This is a genomic window from Micromonospora sp. NRRL B-16802 (assembly GCF_001279555.1).
Lineage (GTDB): Bacteria > Actinomycetota > Actinomycetes > Mycobacteriales > Micromonosporaceae > Micromonospora > Micromonospora profundi.
This window is the reverse complement of the sequence record NZ_LGEB01000132.1, coordinates 168,604-188,733: the sequence shown is the minus strand read 5'-3', so window position 1 is coordinate 188,733 and position 20,130 is coordinate 168,604. Positions and strand designations below refer to the sequence as shown.

Genomic DNA, 20,130 nt, shown 5'->3' with positions numbered 1-20,130 from the left:
GTGCTGCTGCACCGACAGCGCATGGCGCTACCGCTGGTCCGTGGCGAGGGCCCTGACGACCTGGTCGACGGTGGTGCGGGGGCCACGGTTGTACGGGAGTTTGGCCAGCATCATGCCCATGGCGCAGGTGTTGGTGAGCGCGGCGACGGTGAGGCCGGCGCCGATGAACGCGGCGACCCACTTGACCGGCTCGACAAGGGCGCTGACGAGCACAGCGACCAGGACGATGCTGCCGGCGACGAGGCGGACCTGCCGTTCGAGATCCCAGCGGGGTGTGCCCGTGGTGACCGGTGCGTGAGCGGCCTGCCAGGCGTTGATGCCGCCGGTGAGGACCCGTACGTTCGGCAGGCCGGCAGTGGCGAGAGCCTGCTCGGCCTGGGCGGCGCGCTGCCCGGAGCGGCAGACGAGCACGACCTGCTCGTCGAGGTGGGCGCGGAGTTCGTCGCGGTGCTCGCGCAGCAGGTCCAGCGGCACGTTGTAGGCGCCGGGGATGTGCGCGCTCTCGAACTCGGCAGGGGTACGCACGTCGATCAGTCGAGGTGCCTGGCCGGTGCCGATGAGGTCCTGCAGGGCGGCGACGTCGAGGCTGGCCGGGGTGCTTGTGGGCGTGGTCATGTGGTGCTGTTGCTCCTATTCGGTTTCGGGGGAGGGGTCAGTTTCCGGGGACGGTGGGCAGGCCGGCGTCAGCGGCGACGGCGTAGGAGTCGTCGATGTGCACGACCTCGCGGCCGGCTCGTTGCAGCAGGCTGCTGGCGATCGCTGCCCGGTAGCCGGAGCCGCAGTGCACCCACACCGTGCCGGCCGGTACGTCGTCGAGCCGGTGTGGCAGGTCGGGCAGCGGGATGTGGGTCACGCCGTCGATGTGCTCGGTACGCCATTCGTTCGTCATGCGTACGTCGAGCACCACGTCGGCGGCGGGCAGGCCGGAGTTGCCGGCGCGGGCGGCGGCGAGGTCGGCGAAGGACGCCGTGGTGAGGGTGGACAGTCGGGAGTCGTCGTCGGCGGCCCACTGCTCGGGGCTGCCGGTGGCTGCGGCGGCGGGCCTGTCGATCCCGATGCGGGCCAGTTCCCGCTGCGCGTCGGCGACCTGCTGCTCGCTGTCGCCGAGGAGGGTGATCGGTGCGCCCCACGGTGCCATCCAGCCCAGCCAGGTCGACATCGGGCCGTCGAGGCCGAAGCTCAGGGTGCCGGTGAGGTGCCGGTGCGCGAACGCCTTGCGGGCGCGCAGGTCGACCACCCACTCCCCGTCGGCGATCCGCTGAGCCAGCGCGGCCGGGTCGGCGACGGCGACCGGGGTGAGGTCGACGAGGTCGGCGCCCGCGGTGTTACGGGCACCCATGTGCGCGTAGTAGGCCGGGTAGGCGTCCAACCCGGCGAGGGTCTGCTTGACGAAGTCGTCGGCCTCCAGGCGCAGCGCCGGGTTGGCGGTGCGTTCCCGGCCGATTGTCGACTCGGGGGCGTCGGACTGGGTGGCGGAGCAGAAGCTGCCGAAGCCGTGGGTGGGCCACACCTGGGCGCCGTCGGGCAGGAGGTCGGCCAGCCGGTGCGCGGAGGCGTACTGACGCTCGGCGAGGGTGTGGGCGTGCTGCTTGCCGAGCAGGTCGGTGCGGCCTGTGGTGCCGAACAGCAGGGAGCCGCCGGTGAACACACCCACCGGGCCGTCGTCGCCGTCGAGGACGTAGGACAGGTGGTGGAAGGTGTGCCCGGGGGTGCCCACGACCCGCAGCCGCATCCGCTCCGACACCGTGATCGTGTCACCGTCGGTGACCGGCCGCCGCTCGAAGTCGACCTCGTCGTCGGCCGCGACCAGGTACGTCGCGCCGGTGAGCCGGGCGAGGGCGAGCCCTCCCGAGACGTAGTCGTTGTGCAGGTGGGTCTCGGCGACGTGTGTGATGCGTACGCCGAGACTGCCGGCCAGCGCCAGGAGACGGTCGATGTCGCGTTGCGGGTCGACGACGATCGCCACCTCGCCGTCGTGGGCAAGATAGCTGCGGTCTCCCAGGGACGAGGTCTGCACGACCTCCACACTCAGGTCCGTCACTGCTCTATCTCCTCGTTCGGTTGCGGTAGGTAGGTAAGCGGCCGGTCTCGGCCCGAGCCGGGCCGCGGGCGAGCCGGGCCGCGGGGCGATCGGCCAGCCGGCGCCGGGGTCTGTCGTCAGCCCAGCGGGTGTACGGCGACCAGCCCGCCGCGAGGGCACGCAGTCGCCAGGACGGGCACCTCGAGGGGCGGCTGCGTCGATCGGCGCGTTTCACCCAGCGGCGGGTTGGTTGGCCGTTGTGCCCCGTCTCGCCGTGCTGGTGCGGCTCTTTCAGCCCTTGTCGCGCAGGTGGCATCCGCCAGCGGATACCCCGGGTGACCTGGAATGCACCGGTCGTCCTCCGTCTCCGTAGGTCAGGAGAGGGCCAGGAACAGCTTTTCGAGTTCTTCCTCGCTCATCGGCGGCTCCTCGCCGCGCCCGCGAGCAGCCTGGCACTCCCGCATGCCGGTGGCGATGATCTTGAAGCCTGCCCGGTCGACAGCGCTGGAAACGGCGGCCAGTTGGGTGAGGACCCGCTTGCAGTCGTCACCGTTCTCGATCATCGCGATCACGGCGCCGAGTTGCCCCTGCGCCCGCTTCAGTCGGGTCAGCGCGTCCTTCAGCATGATCGGACCCATCTCCATGCGCACCCACCTCCTTCGCCAGGATACCCCGGGGGGTATATCCAAACCCTACTGCCTGGATCCAACATACCCCCGGGGGTATGTGTTCCGCCCGCGACGGTGCTGGGCGTCACCCGCCCCCATCCGGGCGCACCCAGATCCACCTTCCGGCGGCCCTGGCCCGGCGTCGGGCGGCCCCGGCCCGGCGTCGGCGAACCGACGAAATCGCCCACCGTATGGCGTTCGGGAAGCCGTGCTTGATGTACAGGTCGTACTCGTTGTCGCGCGTCGGCACTCGGCGCAGCCCAGCCACGATCGACTCGCCTTCCTGCAAGCCGGGGCATCGGAGGATCTGGGACACCCCGATTTGCAGGAAAGCGAGTCGATCACGGGACTCAGGACGCGGCGGCACGCTGGCGAGCACCACACGGGCGGCGTCGAGGACCTACGGGTCGGCGCCGTAGGCCAGCATGACCACGCTGAGCCGGGACGGCACCGGCCGCGTTCGCCACCGCGCAGGTGGCAGTCGCCGCCGGCGGGATGGCACCGGGGTCATGCCCCTCCGGTCACTCCCGGCGTGACAGCCTCCCGCACCTCGGGCGACGGTACGGAACCCACACCGGAGGTGCGGGCGCGCAGCAGGACGATCATCGTGGCGGCGACCACGGCGGAGCCGATCGCGTAACCGAGTTCGACCCGCAGCGTGGTGGCGACCGGGGCGAGGGTGGCGACGACAAGCGCCGCCACGCCCACGGCCCACGCGGCGGCCTGCGCCCGGTGCCGGTCGAGGGCGAGCAGTCCTTGACCGAGGACCATCGCCCACAGGTAGGCGAGGGTGGCGACCGAGAGCCAGGCGAAGTCACCGTGGCCCAGGACGGCCGGCGCGTCGAAGAGGGTCTGCACCAGCCACGGGCCGAGCAGCACGGCGACCACGCCGCCGGCCAGGGCGAGTGCGGTGACCACGCCCAGTGCCCGGCGCAGAAGGCTGTGGAAGCCGGCGCGGTCGCCGGTGGCGGCGGTGGTGGCGAGGCCGGGCAGCAGGGATGCCTGCAACGAGGCGAAGACGAACAGCGGGATTCGTACCAGGACGAGCGCGGAGAGCAGCGCGCCGGCGGTGGCGACGTCGGACGGGTCCAGCACCTTGACGTTGATCACGCCGATGTTGACCACGACCTGGGAGAGCAGGCTGGACACGATGAGCAGGCCGAGGCCGCGCAGGAACGATGCCCAGGCGACCGGGACGCCGCCGCCGATGGCCCGCAGCACCGGCGGGGCGGTGAGTGCCACACCGACAAGCGGGGCGACGATCAGCACCGCGCCGAACCACACGGGGGAGGTGACCCCGGTGAGGCCGAGCACGGCGACGAGGGCGATGCGCAGACCGCCGTCGACGCCGAGCTGGGTGCCGTACCAGGGGAACAGTTGCAGGCCGGAGAGCACACCGCGGGTGGTGTGCGCGACGGCGAGCGCGGCGAGCGACCCGATCAGCACGGTGACCATGCGGCTGTCGCCGGCGAAGAACCGGTCGGTGAGCGGGCCCCGGGCGGCGATGATCAGCGCGACGATGGCCACGAGCAGGCCGAGGGCCAGGGCAGCCCCGCGGGCCAGCACCGGTCCGGGCGGCAGGCCCTGGCTGTGCCGCCCGGCCACGAGCCGGGCGACCTCCTGCTCGACGGGCATGAACAGGCCGATGCCCAGGGTGAAGACGATCGACCAGAGCACCGACAGCGACGAGTAGTCCGCCTTGGTGAGGCTGTGCCCGGCGACAGCCAGGTGGACGTAGGAGGCGAGCCCCAGCAGGGCCAGGCCCGCGCCGACGGCGAGGGTGCCCGGTGGGACCAGACTCAGAATCCGCCGGATCACCGGCGGATGAGCGCCAACGTGAGTACGGCGAAGGCGCGGCCGAGGTAGATCATCGCCTTGGCCGGCGAGTGGCTGGGGGTGCCCGCCATCCGCTTGCGCATGGCCACCGGCACCTGACGGATGGTGTAGCCGCGCCGGGCGGTGTGCACGAGCGTCTCGACGGTGTCGCCCAGGTACTCCACCGGATACCAGCTGGCGAACATGTCGATCACCCGCCGGTTGGCGGCCCGGAACCCGGAGGTGGTGTCGGTGAGCTTGGTGCGGGCCACCCGGGACAGCACGCCGGAGAGCATGACCATCGCCCAGCGGCGGGGGCCGCGGACGCTGTAGTCGCCCTCGCCGGCGAACCGGGCACCGATCACCAGGTCCGTCTCGTCGAGCAGGTCGACGAGCTTCGGCACGTACCGGGGATCGTGCTGGCCGTCCGCGTCGATCTGGATGGCCACGTCGTAGTCGTGGTCCCGCGCGTACCGGTAGCCCAGCCGCATGGCCCCGCCGACACCCAGGTTGTACGGGAGTTTCGCGACCCGGGCGCCGGCAGCGGCGGCCACGGCGGCGGTGCGGTCGGTGGAGCCGTCGTCGACGACGAGGACGTCGACGCCCGGCAACTCGCCACGGACCTCGCCGACCACGTCGGCGATCGAGCCGGACTCGTTGAGCGCCGGAATGATGATCAGGACCCGCTTGCCGTTAACCATCGTGCGACACCAGTTCGTCTCGGGCCGCCCGGTCCGCCTCGATCTCGGCGCGGAGCAGGGCGAAGTCTTCTGCAAGGGTGCGGGTCTCTTCCTCCAGGGCGCTGACCTCCCAGCTGAGGTGCACGCAGACCAGCAGCAGGAAGACGATGCCGAGGAAGAGCACCAGGCTCACGCCGGAGGCGACGCCGAGCAGTTCGGCCACGTTGTCCAGCAGGCGGGGGAAGAGCGACAGCGGGATGATGATCACCAGGACGCCGAGCCAGAGCATGCCGTACTTCTCGCGGAGCTGGCGGCGGCGCAGCAGCTCGACGATCGTGGCCAGCAGTATCAGGCCGGTCAAGCCGGTGACGAGGGTGAGCTTCATGCGACCTTCCACGGGGCGGGTGGAGCGGCGGAGGCGAACGCGGCGGCCAGGGTGGTGAGCCAGCCCGCAGGGGGTGGCACACGCGTGGCGGCCCGACGGCCGTTCCCTAGCAGACTGTACGCCGATCGGGGGGCGGAACGGGGGGACCGGTCGTCGCGAATCGGCCGGTTCCGGGCGGAGTCCGGGCCGTGCGGCGCCGACACCGACCGGCCCAGGCCGGACCAGATGGTACGGCCGGGGCCGGTGACGAGCAGGCGGGTCATGCGGGCGGTGCGACCTTCAACGGCTCCCACCAGGCCCGGTTGTCGCGGTACCACTGCACGGTCTGCGCCAGGCCGTCGGCGAGGTCGATGCTCGGGGCGTACCCCAGCTCTTCGTTGATCTTGGTGATGGCCAGCGAGTAGCGGCGGTCGTGGCCCTTGCGGTCGGCGACCGGAACGACCCGGTCCCAGCCGGCGCCGCAGGCGTCCAGGAGCAGACCGGTGAGCTCCTTGTTTGTCAGCTCGGTGCCGCCGCCGATGTTGTAGACCTCACCGGCGCGACCCCTCTGCTGGACCAGCCCGATGCCCCGGCAGTGGTCGTGCACGTGCAGCCAGTCGCGGACGTTGCCACCGTCGCCGTAGAGCGGCACGGTGCCACCGTCGAGCAGGTTGGTGACGAACAGCGGGATGACCTTCTCCGGGAACTGGTACGGCCCGTAGTTGTTGGAGCAGCGGGTGACCACCACGTCCATGCCGTGGGTGCGGTGGTAGGCGAGCGCGAGCAGGTCCGAGCCGGCCTTCGACGCCGAGTACGGGGAGTTCGGGGCCAGCGGCCACGTCTCGGTCCAGGAACCCTCGTCGATCGACCCGTACACCTCGTCGGTGGAGACGTGCACGAACCGGGCGGTGCCGTGCCGCAGGGCGGCGTCCAACAGCGTCTGGGTGCCCAGCACGTTTGTGGTGACGAACGGTGCGGCACCGGCGATCGACCGGTCGACGTGCGATTCGGCGGCGAAGTGCACGATCACGTCGTGCCCGGCGACCACCTCGTCGACGGTGTCCGGGTCGCAGATGTCGCCCCGCACGAAGCGCAACCGGGGGTCGGCGCGCACCGGCTCCAGGTTGGCCAGGTTGCCCGAGTACGTCAGCTTGTCGAGCACTGTCACGGCGGTGGGGTCGACCGCGGGCACGCCCGAGGCGCTGCCACCAGGCACGCCGAGCAGCATGCGGACGTATTCCGAACCGATGAAGCCGGCACCGCCGGTGACGAGGATCCTCACGGGTCCAGGAGTGTACGCGAAACGGACGGTCGGCCGGGGGCGGCGACCACCGACATGCCGGCGGCCGGTTGCGGCTAAGCTCCCCCGGTGCGCGGAATCCTACTCGCCGGCGGCACCGGTTCCCGGCTCTGGCCGATCACCCGGGCAGTGTCCAAGCAGCTGATGCCGGTCTTCGACAAGCCGATGATCTACTATCCCCTCTCCACCCTGGTCATGTCCGGGGTTCGGGAGATCCTGGTGATCACCACACCGGAGGACCAGGACCAGTTCCGCCGGCTGCTCGGCGACGGAAGCCAGTTCGGGTTGCGGCTGGAGTACGTCACGCAGGCCCGCCCGGAGGGCATCGCGCAGGCGTTCGTGCTGGGCGCCGACTTCATCGGCGACGAATCGGTCGCGCTGATCCTCGGTGACAACATCTTCCACGGCGTCGGCCTGGGCCGGCAGTTGGCCGCCCACAGCGACCTGGTCGGCGGCCGGGTGTTCGCCTACCCGGTGGCCAACCCCGAGGCGTACGGCGTCGTCGACTTCGACGCCGACGGCCGGGTGCTCTCGATCGAGGAGAAGCCGGTCCGGCCGAAGTCCCGCTACGCGGTGCCCGGCCTGTACTTCTACGACAACCGGGTCGTCGAGATCGCCGGCAAGCTCACCCCGAGCGCCCGGGGCGAGCTGGAGATCACCGCGATCAACGAGACGTACCTGGAGCGCGGCGAGCTGTCCGTCACCCTGCTCGACCGGGGCACCGCCTGGCTGGATACCGGCACGTTCAACTCGATGATGCAGGCCGGCGAGTTCGTCCGGGTCATCGAGGAGCGGCAGGGCCTGAAGGTCGGCTGTATCGAGGAGGTGGCCTGGCGGGCCGGCCTCATCGACGACGACCAGTTGCGTGCCCTCGCCGAGCCGTTGACCAAGAGCGGCTACGGCGACTATCTGCTCGGCCTGCTGGCCGAGAAGCACGAGCGGCAGGGGCAACGATGAAGATCCGCGAGCTGGGCATCGAGGGCGCCTGGGAGATCACCCCGCAGCAGCACGGCGACCCGCGCGGCATGTTCATGGAGTGGTACCGCTTCGACAAGCTCGCCGAGGCGGTCGGCCACCCACTGCGCCTGGCGCAGGCCAACATGTCGGTCTCCGCGCGGGGTGTGGTGCGCGGCATCCACTTCGCCGACGTCCCTCCGGGCCAGGCCAAGTACGTCACCTGCGTACGCGGCGCCGTCCTCGACGTGATCGTGGACCTGCGGGTGGGCTCGCCGACCTTCGGCCGGTGGGAGGGCGTCCGGCTGGACGACACCGACCGGCAGGCGGTCTACCTCAGCGAGGGTCTCGGGCACGGCTTCTGCGCCCTTACCGACGACGCGACGTTGAGCTACCTCTGCTCGGCCACGTACAACCCGACAGGTGAGCACGCCGTGCACCCGCTGGACGGGGAGTTGGCCATCGAATGGCCTGCGGACGTACCGCTGCTGTCCGCGCGCGACGACGCGGCACCGACGCTCGCCCAGGCCCGCGAGAGCGGCCTGCTGCCGGAGTACGACAACTGCCGGCGGTTCGTGGCGAGCCTCGGGCCGGACGGAATGTCGCACTCAACCGGTATGTGACCACGCCCGAAACACCACCTGTGGTGTGACAGTGACGAACGGGGCCTCCAGGCGGCTAATGTCACACCATGGAGCGGCGAATCTTCGGCCTCGAGACCGAGTACGGCGTCACCTGCACCTATCGCGGGCAGCGGCGGCTGTCCCCGGACGAGGTCGCGCGGTATCTGTTCCGTCGCGTCGTGTCCTGGGGCCGGTCGAGCAACGTGTTCCTGCGCAATGGGGCCCGGCTCTACCTGGACGTCGGGTCGCACCCGGAGTACGCCACACCGGAGTGCGACTCGGTGACCGACCTGGTCGCCCACGACCGGGCCGGCGAGCGGATCCTGGAAGGGCTGCTCGTCGACGCGGAGAAGCGACTGCACGACGAGGGCATCGCAGGTGAGATCTACCTGTTCAAGAACAACACCGACTCGGCCGGCAACTCGTACGGCTGCCACGAAAACTACCTGGTGTCCCGGCACGGAGAGTTCGGCCGGCTCGCCGACGTACTCATCCCGTTCCTTGTCACCCGGCAGTTGATCTGCGGGGCCGGCAAGGTGCTGCAGACCCCGCGCGGCGCGGTCTACTGCCTGTCGCAGCGGGCCGAGCACATCTGGGAGGGCGTCTCCTCGGCGACCACCCGCAGCCGCCCGATCATCAACACCCGCGACGAGCCGCACGCCGACGCCGAGCGCTACCGGCGGCTGCACGTCATCGTCGGCGACTCCAACATGAACGAGGTCACCACGCTGCTCAAGGTCGGCACCGCCGACATCGTGCTGCGGATGATCGAGGCCGGTGTGGTGATGCGCGACCTGTCGCTGGAGAACCCGATCCGGGCGATCCGCGAGGTGTCACACGACATCACCGGCCGGCGCAAGGTCCGGTTGGCCTCCGGCAAGGAGGTCAGCGCGCTGGACATCCAGCAGGAATACCTGGCCAAGGCCACCGAGTTCGTCGAGCGCCGGGGCGGCGACCAGGCCGCCAAGCGGGTCGTCGAGCTGTGGGGCCGGGTCCTGCACGCGGTCGAGACCGGCGACCTGGAGCCGGTCTCCCGGGAGATCGACTGGGTCAGCAAACTGCGGCTGATCGAGCGCTACCAGCGCAAGCACGACCTGCCGCTGTCACACCCCCGGGTGGCCCAACTGGACCTGGCCTACCACGACGTACGCCGCGGACGTGGCCTCTACGGGCTGCTGGAGCGCCGCGGTGAGGTCGACCGGGTGACCACCGACCCGGAGATTTTCGAGGCGAAGGAGACCCCGCCGCAGACCACCCGGGCGCGGCTGCGCGGCGAGTTCATCAGGCACGCCCAGGAGAAGCGCCGGGACTTCACAGTCGACTGGGTGCACCTCAAGCTCAACGACCAGGCGCAGCGCACAGTGCTCTGCAAGGACCCGTTCCGCGCGTACGACGAGCGGGTGGAGCGGCTGATCGCCAGCATGTGACGGTCGTGCCGGTCCCGTCGGTGGTCACCGCCGGCGGGGCCGACCGGCCCGGTAGGCTGGGCGCGCCATGACGACTTCTGGACCTTCCGACGGCTCCGAGCGCGGCTCGCGGCAGAACTGGGTCGAGCGGCGGCGGGAGAAGATCCGCGCCGAGATCGACCGCAACCGGCGCGGTGACTACACAGTGCCGACGTGGGTGCTGGCCCTGGCCCTGGCCCTCATCGTGGGCGGCTGGCTAGCCCTGATCTTCCTCGCGTAGTCCCCGCCGCCTTGCGCGTCGATCATGGAGTTGTGGTGCCTGAGTTCTGACGATTCGCCGCCTTCGTCCACCACCACAACTCCATGATCGACGAAGTTGGGGTTGGGGTTCGGGTTACGGGGTTGGGGTTCCCGGGGCTCGGGGGAGGTGGGTTACTGCTTGGCGGCCGGCGGCTGCTGCTGCCAGGAAGTAGGCGTGGTCGGCGTCGAGGCCGCGGCCCATCGTGGACAGTGGCACCGGGGTGGCCCGCAGGGCGGCGTCGAGGCCAGCGGTGGGCACCCGCACGATCCGGTGCCGGGCCGCGAGCGGCGCCAGCGCCGCGTCGACCTCGGCGGCCAGCGCCAGGGGCAGGTCGTCGGGCACCACCAGTTCCGCCGGGGCGAGCGCCACCCGGCCGTACGCGGTGAGGCTGTGGTGCGACACGCCCCGGTGCCGGGGACGGGCGTCGGCGTCGGAGATCCGCAGCGAGCCGACCGCGTGGCCGCCGAGCGTGGCGATCGCGTTGACGGCTTCGCCGACTGCCACTCCGGAGAAACCCCAGCGGGTGCCTGTGCCCAGGTTGCCGGGCCCCTGCGCCACGATTGCCACGTCGGCGTCGAGCACGTGGCGGGCGGCGAGCAGGCCGCCGTGCAGTGAGGTGGCCTCCAGGTCGCCGCCGAACGACTGCCCGACGCTGATCGTGCCAGCTAGCTCGCGTCGTAGCCCGGCGAGGGTGCGGGAGAACCACGCCGGCAGCGCTCCGCCGTCGGTCAGCAGGTACGCCACCCGGGCGTGCGGGGCGTCGGCCCGGATGCCGGCCAGGATCGCCGGCAGCGCCGAGTGCAGGTCGGCGGTGACCACTGGCATCCCGCCCAGGTCGTCGGCGTCGGCCAGCACATCCCGGTACGGCGACGCCTCCTCGTCGACGCCGAGCAGGATCGGCTGCAGCGGGGTGTAGCGGGCCTTGACGAGGTGCCCGGCATCGCGGGTGTCGCCGACGTCCGGCGGGTCCGGCGGCAGCCGGTCCGGCAGTGCCACCACGAGGGCGTACCCGCCGGTGCCGAGCCCCATCAGCAGCGCGCCGGCGTTGAGCAGCACCCGGTCGCCGGGCTCGGGGTTGCCGACCAGTTCGGGGTACGCGAGCGCCCGCATCCGTGTGCCGTCGGGCAGATCGACGTCGAGTTCCACCGCCCCGGTCCACTGCCGTCGCAGTGCCGCCACCGTCCCCGCCCGCCATCGCACCATGACGGGAAACGCTAGCGGCGCGTGCGCGCAGCCCCGCGCCCGGGTGCTGGGGCGGTCAGCTCGGGTCGGGTTCGCCGCCGGCGTCCTCACTCGGTTGGGCCTGGGTGTCGCGGGCTGTTCCGGCGGCACCGGGCAGCGACCGGGTCGGGTCGAGGAAGACGTACCGGATCGCCGGATACCGCCCGGTGAGCCGCCGTTCGGCCTCGTCGGCGGTGGCCTCGATGGCCGCGCCGGTGGCGTCGTCGCGGAAGTCGACCTTCGCGGCGACCAGGACGTCGTCCGGGCCGAGCTGCATCGTCAGCAGGGTGTCGATCCGCTCCACCTCGGGCAGGCCGGCCAGGTCGTGCTCGATCTCGCGACGCAGCCGCTCCGGGACCGACCGGCCGACAAGCAGCGACAGGTTGTTGCTGGCCAGGATGCCCGCGACGGTCAGCAGCAGCAGCCCGATCAGGATCGAGGCGATGCCGTCCCACAGCTCGTCGCCGGTGGCCTCGGAAAGACCGACGCCGAGTGCGGCAATCAGCAGCCCGATCAGCGCCGCGCTGTCTTCCAGGAAGACCGCCTTGACGGTGGTGTCGGCGGTCAGGCGCAGGAACCGCCGGGGTGTGGTCTGCCACCGCCGGGACTCGCGGCGGACCTGCCGCACGGCCCGCGCCAGCGAGATGGACTCGATGACGAACGAGACGGCAAGCACGACGTACGAGATCAGGTAGTCGCCGCTGTGCTCGTGCACCAGGATGGTGGTGACACCGTGGGTGACGGCGAAACCGGCACCGGCCACGAAGGTGAACATGGCGGCGAAGAACGCCCAGACGTAGCTTTCCTTGCCGTACCCGAAGGGGTGTTGGGGGTCGGCCGGCCGTGCGCCCCGGCGTAGCGCCTGGAAGAGCAACACCTCGGTGGTGGTGTCGGCGACCGAGTGCGCCGCCTCGGAGAGCATCGCCGCCGAGCCGGAGATCAGTCCGGCAACCAGCTTCGCGACGGCGATCGCGAGGTTGGCGGCACCGGCCACGACCACCGTTGCGACGCTCTCGCTCTCGGTCTTCGTCCCCGCTTGCGCCATGAGGGCCACACTATGGCCGGCGTCGGACACACGCAGTGGACACCGCCGATCCGAACAAGTGTGCGGCACGCCCGCGCGGGTGCACGCCTGCGGCGTGTCGGCTGCTAGCGTCTACCCGTGTCGCGGACCCGCACCGAACGCCTGGTCAACCTGGTGATCTGCCTGCTGTCCACGCGACGGTTCCTGACCGCCGCGCAGATCGCCGCGACCGTGCCCGGTTACGAGCACGATCCGGACGACGCGCGTGACCACGAGGCGTTCCAGCGCAAATTCGAACGGGACAAGGCCGAGCTGCGCGAGCTGGGTGTCCCACTGGAGACCGGCACGGCCAGCGTCTTCGACGCCGAGCCGGGTTACCGCATCGCCCACCGCGAGTACGCGTTGCCCGACATCCCGCTCGAGCCGGACGAGGCAGCCGCGGTGGGCATCGCCGCCCGCCTGTGGCAGCACGCCGGGCTGGCGGCCGCCGCGTCGTCCGGGCTGGCCAAGCTGCGTGCCGCAGGCGTGGACGTCGACCCGCAGGCCACCCTCGGTCTGGAGCCGATGGTCACCGTCGACCCGGCGTTCGCGCCGCTGACCAGCGCCGCGCGGGACCGCCGCGAGGTGGGGTTCGACTACCGCATACCTGACCGGGACGCGCCCAGCCGTCGACGGTTGCAGCCCTGGGGCGTGGTGTGCTGGCGTGGCCGGTGGTATGTGGTCGGCCATGACCTGGACCGCGAGGCCACCCGCTGCTTCCGCCTGTCCCGCGTCGTCGGCACGGTCCGGGTGACCGGCGCCCCCGGCGCCTACGAGCCGCCCGCCGGGGTGGACCTGATCAGCCACGTCGCGCGCTGGTCCGGCCCGGTGGAGCACACCGGCCGTGCCACGGTTCTTGCCGCGCCGGGACGGGCCGCCGGCCTGCGCCGCTGGGCGGTGGAGGTGACCGCCGGCCCGGACGGCGACCTGCTCACCCTGCCGTACTCCGACCCGGACGGGCTGGCCGGGCAACTCATCGGGTACGGCCCGGACGTGCGGGCGCTCGATCCGCCGGAGGTCCGCGAGGCGGTCATCCAGCGACTCAAGGAGATCGCCGCGCGGCACGACGAGCTGGCCGTCACGGGAGGTGCCCGGTGACCCGGCCGGCCTCCCGAACCTCCGCCGACCGGCTGGCCCGGCTGCTCAACCTGGTGCCCTACCTGCTTGCCCGGCCCGGCATCGAGATCGCCGAGGCGGCCGGCGACCTGGGCGTCACCGAACGCCAGCTCCGGGAGGACCTGGAGCTGCTCTGGGTGTGCGGGCTGCCCGGTTACGGTCCCGGCGACCTGATCGACATGGCGTTCGACGGTGACCGGGTGACAATCACCTACGACGCGGGGATCGACAGGCCGCTGCGGCTCACCCCCGACGAGGCGCTCGCGCTCGTGGTGGCGCTGCGGATGCTCGCCGAGACGCCCGGCGTGGCCAACCGGGAGGCCATCGAACGGGCCCTCGCCAAGATCGAGGACGCCGCTGGTGACCTGGTGGGCGCCCCGGTGGCGGTCCGGCTGCCCGGCGACGCGCGGCGCGTCGAGGCGCTGCGCGCCGCCGTGGAGGGCGGACGGGCGCTGCGGATCGTCTACTACACCGCCGCCCGGGACGAGACCACCGAGCGCGTCATCGACCCGCTGCGGATGCTGATGGTCGGCGGCCGGGCGTACGTCGAGGCGTGGTGCCGGCGCGCGGAGGCGGTCCGGCTGTTCCGCGCCGACCGGATCGACGCGATCACCGAGCTGGACGAGCCGGCCACCGTTCCGCCGCAGGCCGTCCCGCACGATCTCGCCGGGGGAGTCTTCCGCCCCTCGCCAGACCTGCCGTTGATCACCCTGCGCATCGGGCGGAGCGAGCGGTGGATCACCGAGTACTACCCGTGTGAGCGGGTGGAGGCCGGCGACGGCGACCAGTGGCTCGTCTCGCTGCGGGTGACCGACCTCAGCTGGGCCCGCCGGTTCGTGCTGGGGCTCGGCCCGGGTGCCACGGTGGTCGCCCCGGTCGAGCTGGCCGAGCAGGTCCGGGCCACGGCAGCCGCCGCCCTCGATGCGTATGCCGTACCCGCGCCCGCCGCCGGGTCTGGAGGGTCCGGGCCCGACACCGCCGCTGCCCCGGACGCCGGCTCCGAGGCTGCGGCCCGTGACATCGCGACGTCCGGCTCAGCGGCGTCCTAGGCCCGACTCTGGTCAGGCCGACGCACGATCGGCGACGGTGGCCGGGGCAGCCCGCTCACGATGGAACGAGTGGCATCCGCGGCGCGGAGCGGCCACTCGTTCCTGCATACGGCACGCTCGTCCGGCAGTGGCCGAGCGCACCCAGTAGGCTGTCCGTCGTGCTGATCTGGATCGTGCTCGCGGTGGTGCTGCTCCCGCTCGTGGTGCTCGCGCTGGCCGTACGACCGGTGTTGTCCCGGCTGCCCCACCTGCGTCGCGCCTCGGTGGCATTGCAGCGGCGGGCCGCCGAGGCCGAGGCGCTGCGGGAGACCGCCGAGGCGTTGCAGCAGCGCGCCGAGGGAATCCAACAGCAACTCGACACCGCCCAGCATCATCTCGCCCTCATCAAGGCCAAGCGCAGCTGATCGACGGGCGTCATCGGCCCCTCCGGCCAGGGCGGGCGTACACCCCGGGTGACCTGTGGGGCGACGGTTGACGGATGATCGTGGGTGGTCGAGACTTCACCCGGCCGGGCCTGATCATCACCGCCCCGGCAGGTGGCATTCCGCTCGTCCGCACGTACGATGGGCTGCGTACCACCCCCGGACACAGAGCGACTGGAGCTTCTCATGGGTGCCCTCAAGCCGTGGCACATCGCCGTTCTTGTGGTTGTGCTGATCCTGCTGTTCGGCGCGAAGCGGCTCCCCGACGCCGCCCGCTCGCTGGGCCGCTCGCTGCGGATCATCAAGGCCGAGACCAAGAGCCTGCAGGATGACGACCGCGACCTCGCCGAGAAGGCCGACGCGCAGGCCGGCTACCAGCCGCTGCCGCCGCACGCCGGGCAGCAGGCGCCGTACACCGGTCAGCCGCAGCAGGCGCCGTACCAGCAGGCGCCGCAGCAGCAGCCGGTCGTCGACCCGGTGCACCGCGGCCGCGACAACTGACCGAGAGGCCCCACCATCGTGGCCTTCGCCCTGCGTAAGCGCGGCCCCAGCACGTTCGAGCGGGCCGCCGACGGCTCGATGACGCTCATCGAGCACGTCCGCGAGCTGCGCAACCGCCTGTTTCGTGCCTCGCTGGCGATCCTGATCGGCTTCGGGTTCGGCATCTGGCTGGCCGAGCCGGTCCGGTTGTTGCTGTCGCGGCCGTACTGCGACCTGCCCGGCTCGGTCGACCCGAGCACCGGCAAGTGCCTGTTCGTCCAGCTCGGCCCCGCGGACCTGTTCCTGCTCAACCTGAAGATCGGCCTGTGGGTGGGTCTGATCATCGCGGCGCCGATCTGGCTCTACCAGCTCTGGGCGTTCATCGCGCCCGGTCTGCACCGGCACGAGCGGCGCTATGCCTACGCCTTCACGGCTCTGGCGGCGCCGCTCTTCGCCGCCGGTGCGGTGCTGGCGTACTTCGTCACCGCCAAGGGCCTCGAGTTCCTGATGAACGTGTCCGGCGATGACATCTCGACCACGCTGGAAGTCACCAGGTACATATCGTTCGTCACCAACCTGATCCTGCTGTTCGGTGTGGCGTTCGAGTTCCCGCTGATCGTGCTGATGCTCAACTTCGTGGGCATGGCAAGCGCCAAGCGGCTACTCAGCTGGTGGCGGGTGGCGGTGTTCGTGTTCTTCGCGTTCTCCGCAGTGGTGACGCCCACCCCTGACCCGTTCGGGATGACCGCGCTGGCGATCTGTCTGTGCGCTCTGTACTTCGCAGCGGTCGGGGTGGCGTTCATCAACGACAAGCGGCGTGGGCGCGGCAAGGAGGTCTACGCCGGTCTGGACGACGACGAGGTCTCGCCGCTGGAGCACGAGGCGGATCCGGTGGTGGCCGGGCAGCGGGTCGACGTGACAGCGCCGATCGGTGCCCCCGAGCCGATCGCCAAGCCTGCACCGATCGAGCGTCGCTACGACGACATGACCTGACGGCCGCGCGCCGTCTGGTCCCGCCGACGCCGTCCCCGCCTGCCGGGGGCGGCGTCGCCGTGTCCAGCAGCTCACACCACCGCCGGCCAGCGCCTCACCGGCCGTCGCCCGTCGCAACGGCAGCGGGGCTGATCAAGACGCCGCGGCAGCCAGGTGACCGGCGGGTGTGCGGGCGGTACGGTGCTGCCCGTGACCGCAGACGATCACCTGCCCGGCGCGCTCGCCGGTGGCCCCGTCGCCGTGCTGACGAACCCGACGGCCGGACGGGGACGGCACCGCGCGTTGCTGCCCCAGCTTGTGGAAGGGCTGGCTGCCGCCGGCCGGCCGATACGACTGTTGTCGGCGTCCGGTCCGGGCGAGGCGGAGGCGGCCTGCCGTGCTGCGGTCGCCGACGGCGTCGGCGCGCTCGTGGCGATCGGCGGGGACGGCACGGTCCACCAGGCGTTGCAGGCGGTCGCCGGCACCGACGTGCCGTTCGGGCCGGTGCCGGCGGGCACCGGTAACGACTTCGCGGTCGACACCGGGTTCCCGGCCGACCCCCTCGCGGCGGTGGCGGTGATGGTCGAGGCGCTGCGCGCCGGCCGGACCCACGCCGTCGACCTGGCCCGGATGGTCAACGCGGAGGGCGTCGAACGCTGGTACGGGGCGGTCCTCGCGGCGGGGTTCGACGCGATCGTCAACGAGCGGGCCAACCGGATGCGGTGGCCGCGCGGCCCCCGTCGGTACGACCTGGCGATCCTGGTCGAGCTGGCCCGGCTGCGACCACGCCGGTACACGCTGCGCTTGGACGGGGTGCCGCACGAGCTGGACGCGGTCCTCGTGGCGGTGGGCAACTGCCCGACGTACGGCGGTGGGATGCGGATCTGCCCGGACGCCGACCCGACCGACGGGCTGCTCGACGTGGTGGTGGCCGGCCGGGCCGACCGCCGGACCCTGATCCGGGTGAAGCCGCGCATCTACCAGGGCACCCACGTCAGCCATCCGCTGGTGACCACCTACCGTGCCCGCACGGTGGAGGTGGCGGCCGAGGGCATCGTCGGGTACGCCGACGGGGAGCGGTCGCTGGCCCTGCCGGTGACGATCAGTGCGGTGCCGGGCGCGGTGCGGCTGCTGCGCTGACCCGTACCGCGCCGATGCTCGCCACGATGACCAGCAGGATGGCGGCGCACTCCAGCAGGGTCAACTGCTGGCGCAGGACCAGCCAGCCGGCGAGTGTGGCGATGGCCGGGCCGAGGCTCATGAGCACCGCGAACGTGGCGGTGGGCATCCGGCGCAGCGCCAGCAGCTCAAGGGTGTACGGCAGCCCGGAGGCGAGCACCGCGAGGGCCGTGCCGAGCGCCAGCACTGTCGGGTCGAGCAGGACAGCGCCGCCGTCGACGATCCCGAGGGGCAGTGTGACAAGCGCGGCGAGGGCCAGTGCGAGCGCCAGCCCGTCCGCGCCCGGGAACCGACCGCCGACCCGCGCGCTGAGCACGATGTACGCGGCCCACATGGCGCCCGCGCCGAACGCGAAGGCGACACCCGCCGGGTTGAGCCTGTCGAAGCCGCTCTGCCCGAGCAGCGTCACCCCGGCCAGCGCCAGCCCTGCCCAGCACCAGCTGGCCAGCCGTCGGGCGGTGAACACCGACAGCGCCAGCGGGCCGAGCACCTCCAGGGTCACCGTCGGGCCGAGCGGGATGCGTTCGATGGCCTGGTAGAACAGCGAGTTCATGCCGGCCAGCGCCAGCCCGAACGCGCCTACCGCGAGCCAGGCCGAGCGGTCGTGTCCGCGCAGGCGCGGCCGGCACACGACGAGCAGCAGCACCGCCGAGATCGTCAGTCGCAGGGTCACCGCTCCGGCCACCCCGGTACGCGGGAAGATCAGCGCGGCCAGGGCCGAGCCGAACTGCACCGACAGCGCCCCGCCGAGCACCAGGCCCACAGCGACGACGCCGCCACGGCGCTCGGGCGGCGCGTCGGCCGCGCGCGGGGTGGGCAGCAGGGTGTCCGTCACGGCACGACGCTAGGCGATCGGCATCGGCCGTTCTCGGGCGGCTCCCGAGGCCGCCGCTCGCGCCGACACGGCCGCAAGCGTTCGCCAACGCGGTACTACCGGCGTACCGTCGCGGGTATGACCAGCGCGATGCGGAAACTGTCGATCTCCGTGCCACCCGACGTGGCGGAGCGCCTGGAGCAGGAGTCCAACGCCAGCGCCTACATCACGCAGGCCGTGCGGGACCGGATGCGTCTGGACGCCCTGGACGCGGAGCTGGCCCATCAGGGCATCGAGATCACCGAGCAGGGCGTGGCCGAGGCACGCGCCCGGCGTGCCGCCGTGGAGGCCGAGTGGTCGCCGGAGCGACGCAAGGCACTCCGTGAGCGGGCACGCCAGCATCTGCTCGACACCGCCGCGGGCGGTGTCGAGCAGCCGGCCGCGTGACCCGCGAGGATGACCGGCCGGTCCGGCTCGTGCTGGACCGGTCGGCGCTGCTGGCGTACCTGGCGGGGTCGGTGCATGTCGGCGAACCCTTGCACGAGGTCATCCAGGACCGCAATAGGTTCGGCGTCACCGCCGTGACCGTCGCGGAGACCCTGGCGGTCGTCAGCGACCCGAAAGACCGGGCGACCCTGCACCGGCTGCTGGCCCTGGACGCCTGCGCGGTGCTCGCCACCGACGGGCACTCCTGGCACGAACTCAGCTACTGGCGCACGCTGACGGGCCGCGCCGACCTGGCGACCACCGCGCTGGCCGTCCTCGAACACGACGCCTCGATCCTGACCGGCGAGGACCGCTACGGCGACGGCGAGCTACCGGTGATCCGCGTTCCGGGCTGACCGCACGGCGGCTGGCCCTGCGCGGGTCAGGCCGGCAGGGCCAGGTCCAGCACCGCGCCGAGCCCGTTCTCCCGGCCCGGGTCGGCGGCCGGGAGCACCAGCACCGCGCAGCCGGCGGCCACCGCGCCCGCGTCCGCCGGGGTGTCGCCGACCATCAGCGTCTGCTCCGGGTCGACGCCGAGCATCCCGCAGGCCCGCCAGAAGATCGCCGGGTCGGGCTTGCAGCGCCCCACCTCGTAGGACAGCACGAACGCGTCGACGAGGTCGGTCAGGCCCCAGGTGTCGAAGTGCGGTCGCAGGTCGAAGCCGATGTTGCTGACCACCGCCACCTTCACACCGGCGTCGCGCAGCGCGGTCAGCGTGGGCGTGGTGTCCGGGTACGGCAGCCAGCCGTCGGCGACGAGCAGCCGCTCGTAGAGCGCCTCGGCGAAGCCCTCGATGCCGGCGTCGACGGTCTCGGCCAGCCCCGTGTACGCCGCCCGGTGCGCGTGCTCGTAGAGATCCCGGTCGGCCCACAACTCGGCCAGCCGGGGCGGCACCCGGGCCGGCAGCGGGCCGCCGGCGCGCCCGGCTGTCAGGAGCCGATCGGCAAGGGACGTGGCCCGGACCGGGTCCAGGGTGACCCCGCACGCGGCGGCGGCCTCCAGTACCCACCGCCGGGGCTCCTCCACCTGGGCCAGGGTGCCGTGGAAGTCGAAGAGCACCGCCTTGACGGGCCGTCGGGAGGCCCGGGGGGCGGCGGCGTCGTCGACACTGCCCTGCGGACTGGTCTGGGGCGGTTCGGCATGGTCCGGCACGCCGTGCACCCTACCGACCCCCGCTGACGGCCCCTCCGGACGGC

The 20,130-nt window shown here is 72.0% G+C and carries 23 protein-coding genes; 12 read left to right on the top strand and 11 right to left on the bottom strand.

Annotated elements, in window-relative coordinates; all coding sequences use genetic code 11:
- Positions 1-27 precede the first annotated feature (27 nt).
- From ADK66_RS30145 to rfbB, 7 genes are all read right to left on the bottom strand, one after another.
- On the bottom strand, positions 28-615 hold the full coding sequence (locus tag ADK66_RS30145; RefSeq protein WP_053661338.1) for a rhodanese-like domain-containing protein: 588 nt from the start codon (positions 613-615) through the stop codon (positions 28-30).
- A gap of 37 nt (positions 616-652) precedes the next feature.
- Positions 653-2,041: a rhodanese-like domain-containing protein gene (locus ADK66_RS30140; RefSeq protein ID WP_053661336.1), complete on the bottom strand. Its 1,389-nt coding sequence runs from the start codon at positions 2,039-2,041 to the stop codon at positions 653-655.
- Positions 2,042-2,394: 353 nt separating this feature from the next.
- Positions 2,395-2,646, bottom strand: coding sequence for a metal-sensitive transcriptional regulator (locus ADK66_RS30135; protein WP_369814859.1), 252 nt, complete (start codon positions 2,644-2,646; stop codon positions 2,395-2,397).
- Between the two features lie 549 nt (positions 2,647-3,195).
- Positions 3,196-4,506: a polysaccharide biosynthesis protein gene (locus ADK66_RS30125; protein WP_053661331.1), complete on the bottom strand. Its 1,311-nt coding sequence runs from the start codon at positions 4,504-4,506 to the stop codon at positions 3,196-3,198.
- A complete protein-coding gene (locus tag ADK66_RS30120) occupies positions 4,503-5,204 on the bottom strand; it encodes a glycosyltransferase family 2 protein (RefSeq protein ID WP_053661329.1) in 702 nt (233 codons plus the stop codon). The genes ADK66_RS30125 and ADK66_RS30120 overlap by 4 nt, the downstream gene beginning before the upstream one ends.
- The gene (locus ADK66_RS30115; RefSeq protein WP_053661327.1) at positions 5,197-5,568 is read right to left on the bottom strand and encodes a DUF2304 domain-containing protein; all 372 of its coding nucleotides are present in this window, start codon (positions 5,566-5,568) and stop codon (positions 5,197-5,199) included. Before ADK66_RS30115 ends, ADK66_RS30120 begins: the two co-directional genes overlap by 8 nt.
- A gap of 259 nt (positions 5,569-5,827) precedes the next feature.
- On the bottom strand, positions 5,828-6,829 hold the full coding sequence (rfbB, locus tag ADK66_RS30105) for a dTDP-glucose 4,6-dehydratase (protein WP_053661322.1): 1,002 nt from the start codon (positions 6,827-6,829) through the stop codon (positions 5,828-5,830).
- Positions 6,830-6,916: 87 nt separating this feature from the next.
- Between rfbB and rfbA the strand changes: the two genes are divergently transcribed.
- The 4 genes from rfbA (at position 6,917) to ADK66_RS30085 (ending at position 10,110) form a co-directional block, all read left to right on the top strand.
- Positions 6,917-7,804 carry a glucose-1-phosphate thymidylyltransferase RfbA gene (gene rfbA, locus ADK66_RS30100; protein ID WP_053661320.1) on the top strand — a complete coding sequence of 296 codons (888 nt, stop codon included), beginning with the start codon at positions 6,917-6,919 and terminating at the stop codon, positions 7,802-7,804.
- The gene (gene rfbC, locus ADK66_RS30095; RefSeq protein WP_053661318.1) at positions 7,801-8,424 is read left to right on the top strand and encodes a dTDP-4-dehydrorhamnose 3,5-epimerase; all 624 of its coding nucleotides are present in this window, start codon (positions 7,801-7,803) and stop codon (positions 8,422-8,424) included. Before rfbA ends, rfbC begins: the two co-directional genes overlap by 4 nt.
- Before the next feature lie 68 nt (positions 8,425-8,492).
- The gene (pafA, locus tag ADK66_RS30090; protein WP_053661316.1) at positions 8,493-9,851 is read left to right on the top strand and encodes a Pup--protein ligase; all 1,359 of its coding nucleotides are present in this window, start codon (positions 8,493-8,495) and stop codon (positions 9,849-9,851) included.
- A gap of 67 nt (positions 9,852-9,918) precedes the next feature.
- Positions 9,919-10,110 carry a hypothetical protein gene (locus ADK66_RS30085; protein WP_053661315.1) on the top strand — a complete coding sequence of 64 codons (192 nt, stop codon included), beginning with the start codon at positions 9,919-9,921 and terminating at the stop codon, positions 10,108-10,110.
- Positions 10,111-10,224: 114 nt separating this feature from the next.
- Here ADK66_RS30085 and ADK66_RS30080 read toward each other — a convergent pair whose 3' ends face one another.
- Together ADK66_RS30080 and ADK66_RS30075 are read right to left on the bottom strand one after the other, a co-directional pair.
- On the bottom strand, positions 10,225-11,334 hold the full coding sequence (locus ADK66_RS30080) for a DUF3866 family protein (RefSeq protein ID WP_053661313.1): 1,110 nt from the start codon (positions 11,332-11,334) through the stop codon (positions 10,225-10,227).
- 55 nt (positions 11,335-11,389) lie between these two features.
- Positions 11,390-12,397 (bottom strand): cation diffusion facilitator family transporter, encoded by a 1,008-nt coding sequence (locus ADK66_RS30075; RefSeq protein WP_053661311.1) that lies wholly within the window; start codon positions 12,395-12,397, stop codon positions 11,390-11,392.
- 117 nt (positions 12,398-12,514) lie between these two features.
- Between ADK66_RS30075 and ADK66_RS30070 the strand changes: the two genes are divergently transcribed.
- From ADK66_RS30070 to ADK66_RS30045, 6 genes are all read left to right on the top strand, one after another.
- Positions 12,515-13,513 (top strand): YafY family protein, encoded by a 999-nt coding sequence (locus ADK66_RS30070; protein WP_053661309.1) that lies wholly within the window; start codon positions 12,515-12,517, stop codon positions 13,511-13,513.
- A complete protein-coding gene (locus ADK66_RS30065; protein WP_053661307.1) occupies positions 13,510-14,580 on the top strand; it encodes a YafY family protein in 1,071 nt (356 codons plus the stop codon). Before ADK66_RS30070 ends, ADK66_RS30065 begins: the two co-directional genes overlap by 4 nt.
- 158 nt (positions 14,581-14,738) lie before the next feature.
- Positions 14,739-14,984 (top strand): hypothetical protein, encoded by a 246-nt coding sequence (locus tag ADK66_RS30060; RefSeq protein WP_053661305.1) that lies wholly within the window; start codon positions 14,739-14,741, stop codon positions 14,982-14,984.
- Between the two features lie 204 nt (positions 14,985-15,188).
- Positions 15,189-15,503, top strand: coding sequence for a Sec-independent protein translocase subunit TatA (tatA, locus tag ADK66_RS30055; protein ID WP_053661303.1), 315 nt, complete (start codon positions 15,189-15,191; stop codon positions 15,501-15,503).
- 18 nt (positions 15,504-15,521) lie between these two features.
- On the top strand, positions 15,522-16,475 hold the full coding sequence (gene tatC / locus ADK66_RS30050) for a twin-arginine translocase subunit TatC (RefSeq protein WP_053661301.1): 954 nt from the start codon (positions 15,522-15,524) through the stop codon (positions 16,473-16,475).
- A 180-nt stretch (positions 16,476-16,655) separates the two neighbouring features.
- Positions 16,656-17,594, top strand: a complete 939-nt coding sequence (locus ADK66_RS30045; RefSeq protein WP_053661445.1) for a diacylglycerol kinase — start codon at positions 16,656-16,658, stop codon at positions 17,592-17,594.
- On the opposite strand, the gene ADK66_RS30040 is transcribed toward ADK66_RS30045, so the two are convergent.
- Positions 17,557-18,468, bottom strand: a complete 912-nt coding sequence (locus ADK66_RS30040) for a DMT family transporter (protein WP_053661299.1) — start codon at positions 18,466-18,468, stop codon at positions 17,557-17,559. The two genes, ADK66_RS30045 and ADK66_RS30040, sit on opposite strands and share 38 nt — an antisense overlap.
- 117 nt (positions 18,469-18,585) lie before the next feature.
- On the opposite strand from ADK66_RS30040, the gene ADK66_RS30035 reads away from it, so the two are divergent.
- Together ADK66_RS30035 and ADK66_RS30030 are read left to right on the top strand one after the other, a co-directional pair.
- The gene (locus ADK66_RS30035) at positions 18,586-18,894 is read left to right on the top strand and encodes a hypothetical protein (RefSeq protein ID WP_053661298.1); all 309 of its coding nucleotides are present in this window, start codon (positions 18,586-18,588) and stop codon (positions 18,892-18,894) included.
- Positions 18,891-19,289, top strand: coding sequence for a PIN domain-containing protein (locus ADK66_RS30030; protein ID WP_053661295.1), 399 nt, complete (start codon positions 18,891-18,893; stop codon positions 19,287-19,289). The genes ADK66_RS30035 and ADK66_RS30030 overlap by 4 nt, the downstream gene beginning before the upstream one ends.
- Positions 19,290-19,315: 26 nt before the next feature.
- Here the strand turns inward: ADK66_RS30030 and ADK66_RS30025 are convergent, their stop codons facing one another.
- Complete coding sequence (locus tag ADK66_RS30025) at positions 19,316-20,086, bottom strand: HAD-IA family hydrolase (protein ID WP_053661443.1); 771 nt, start codon at positions 20,084-20,086, stop codon at positions 19,316-19,318.
- Positions 20,087-20,130 lie beyond the last annotated feature (44 nt).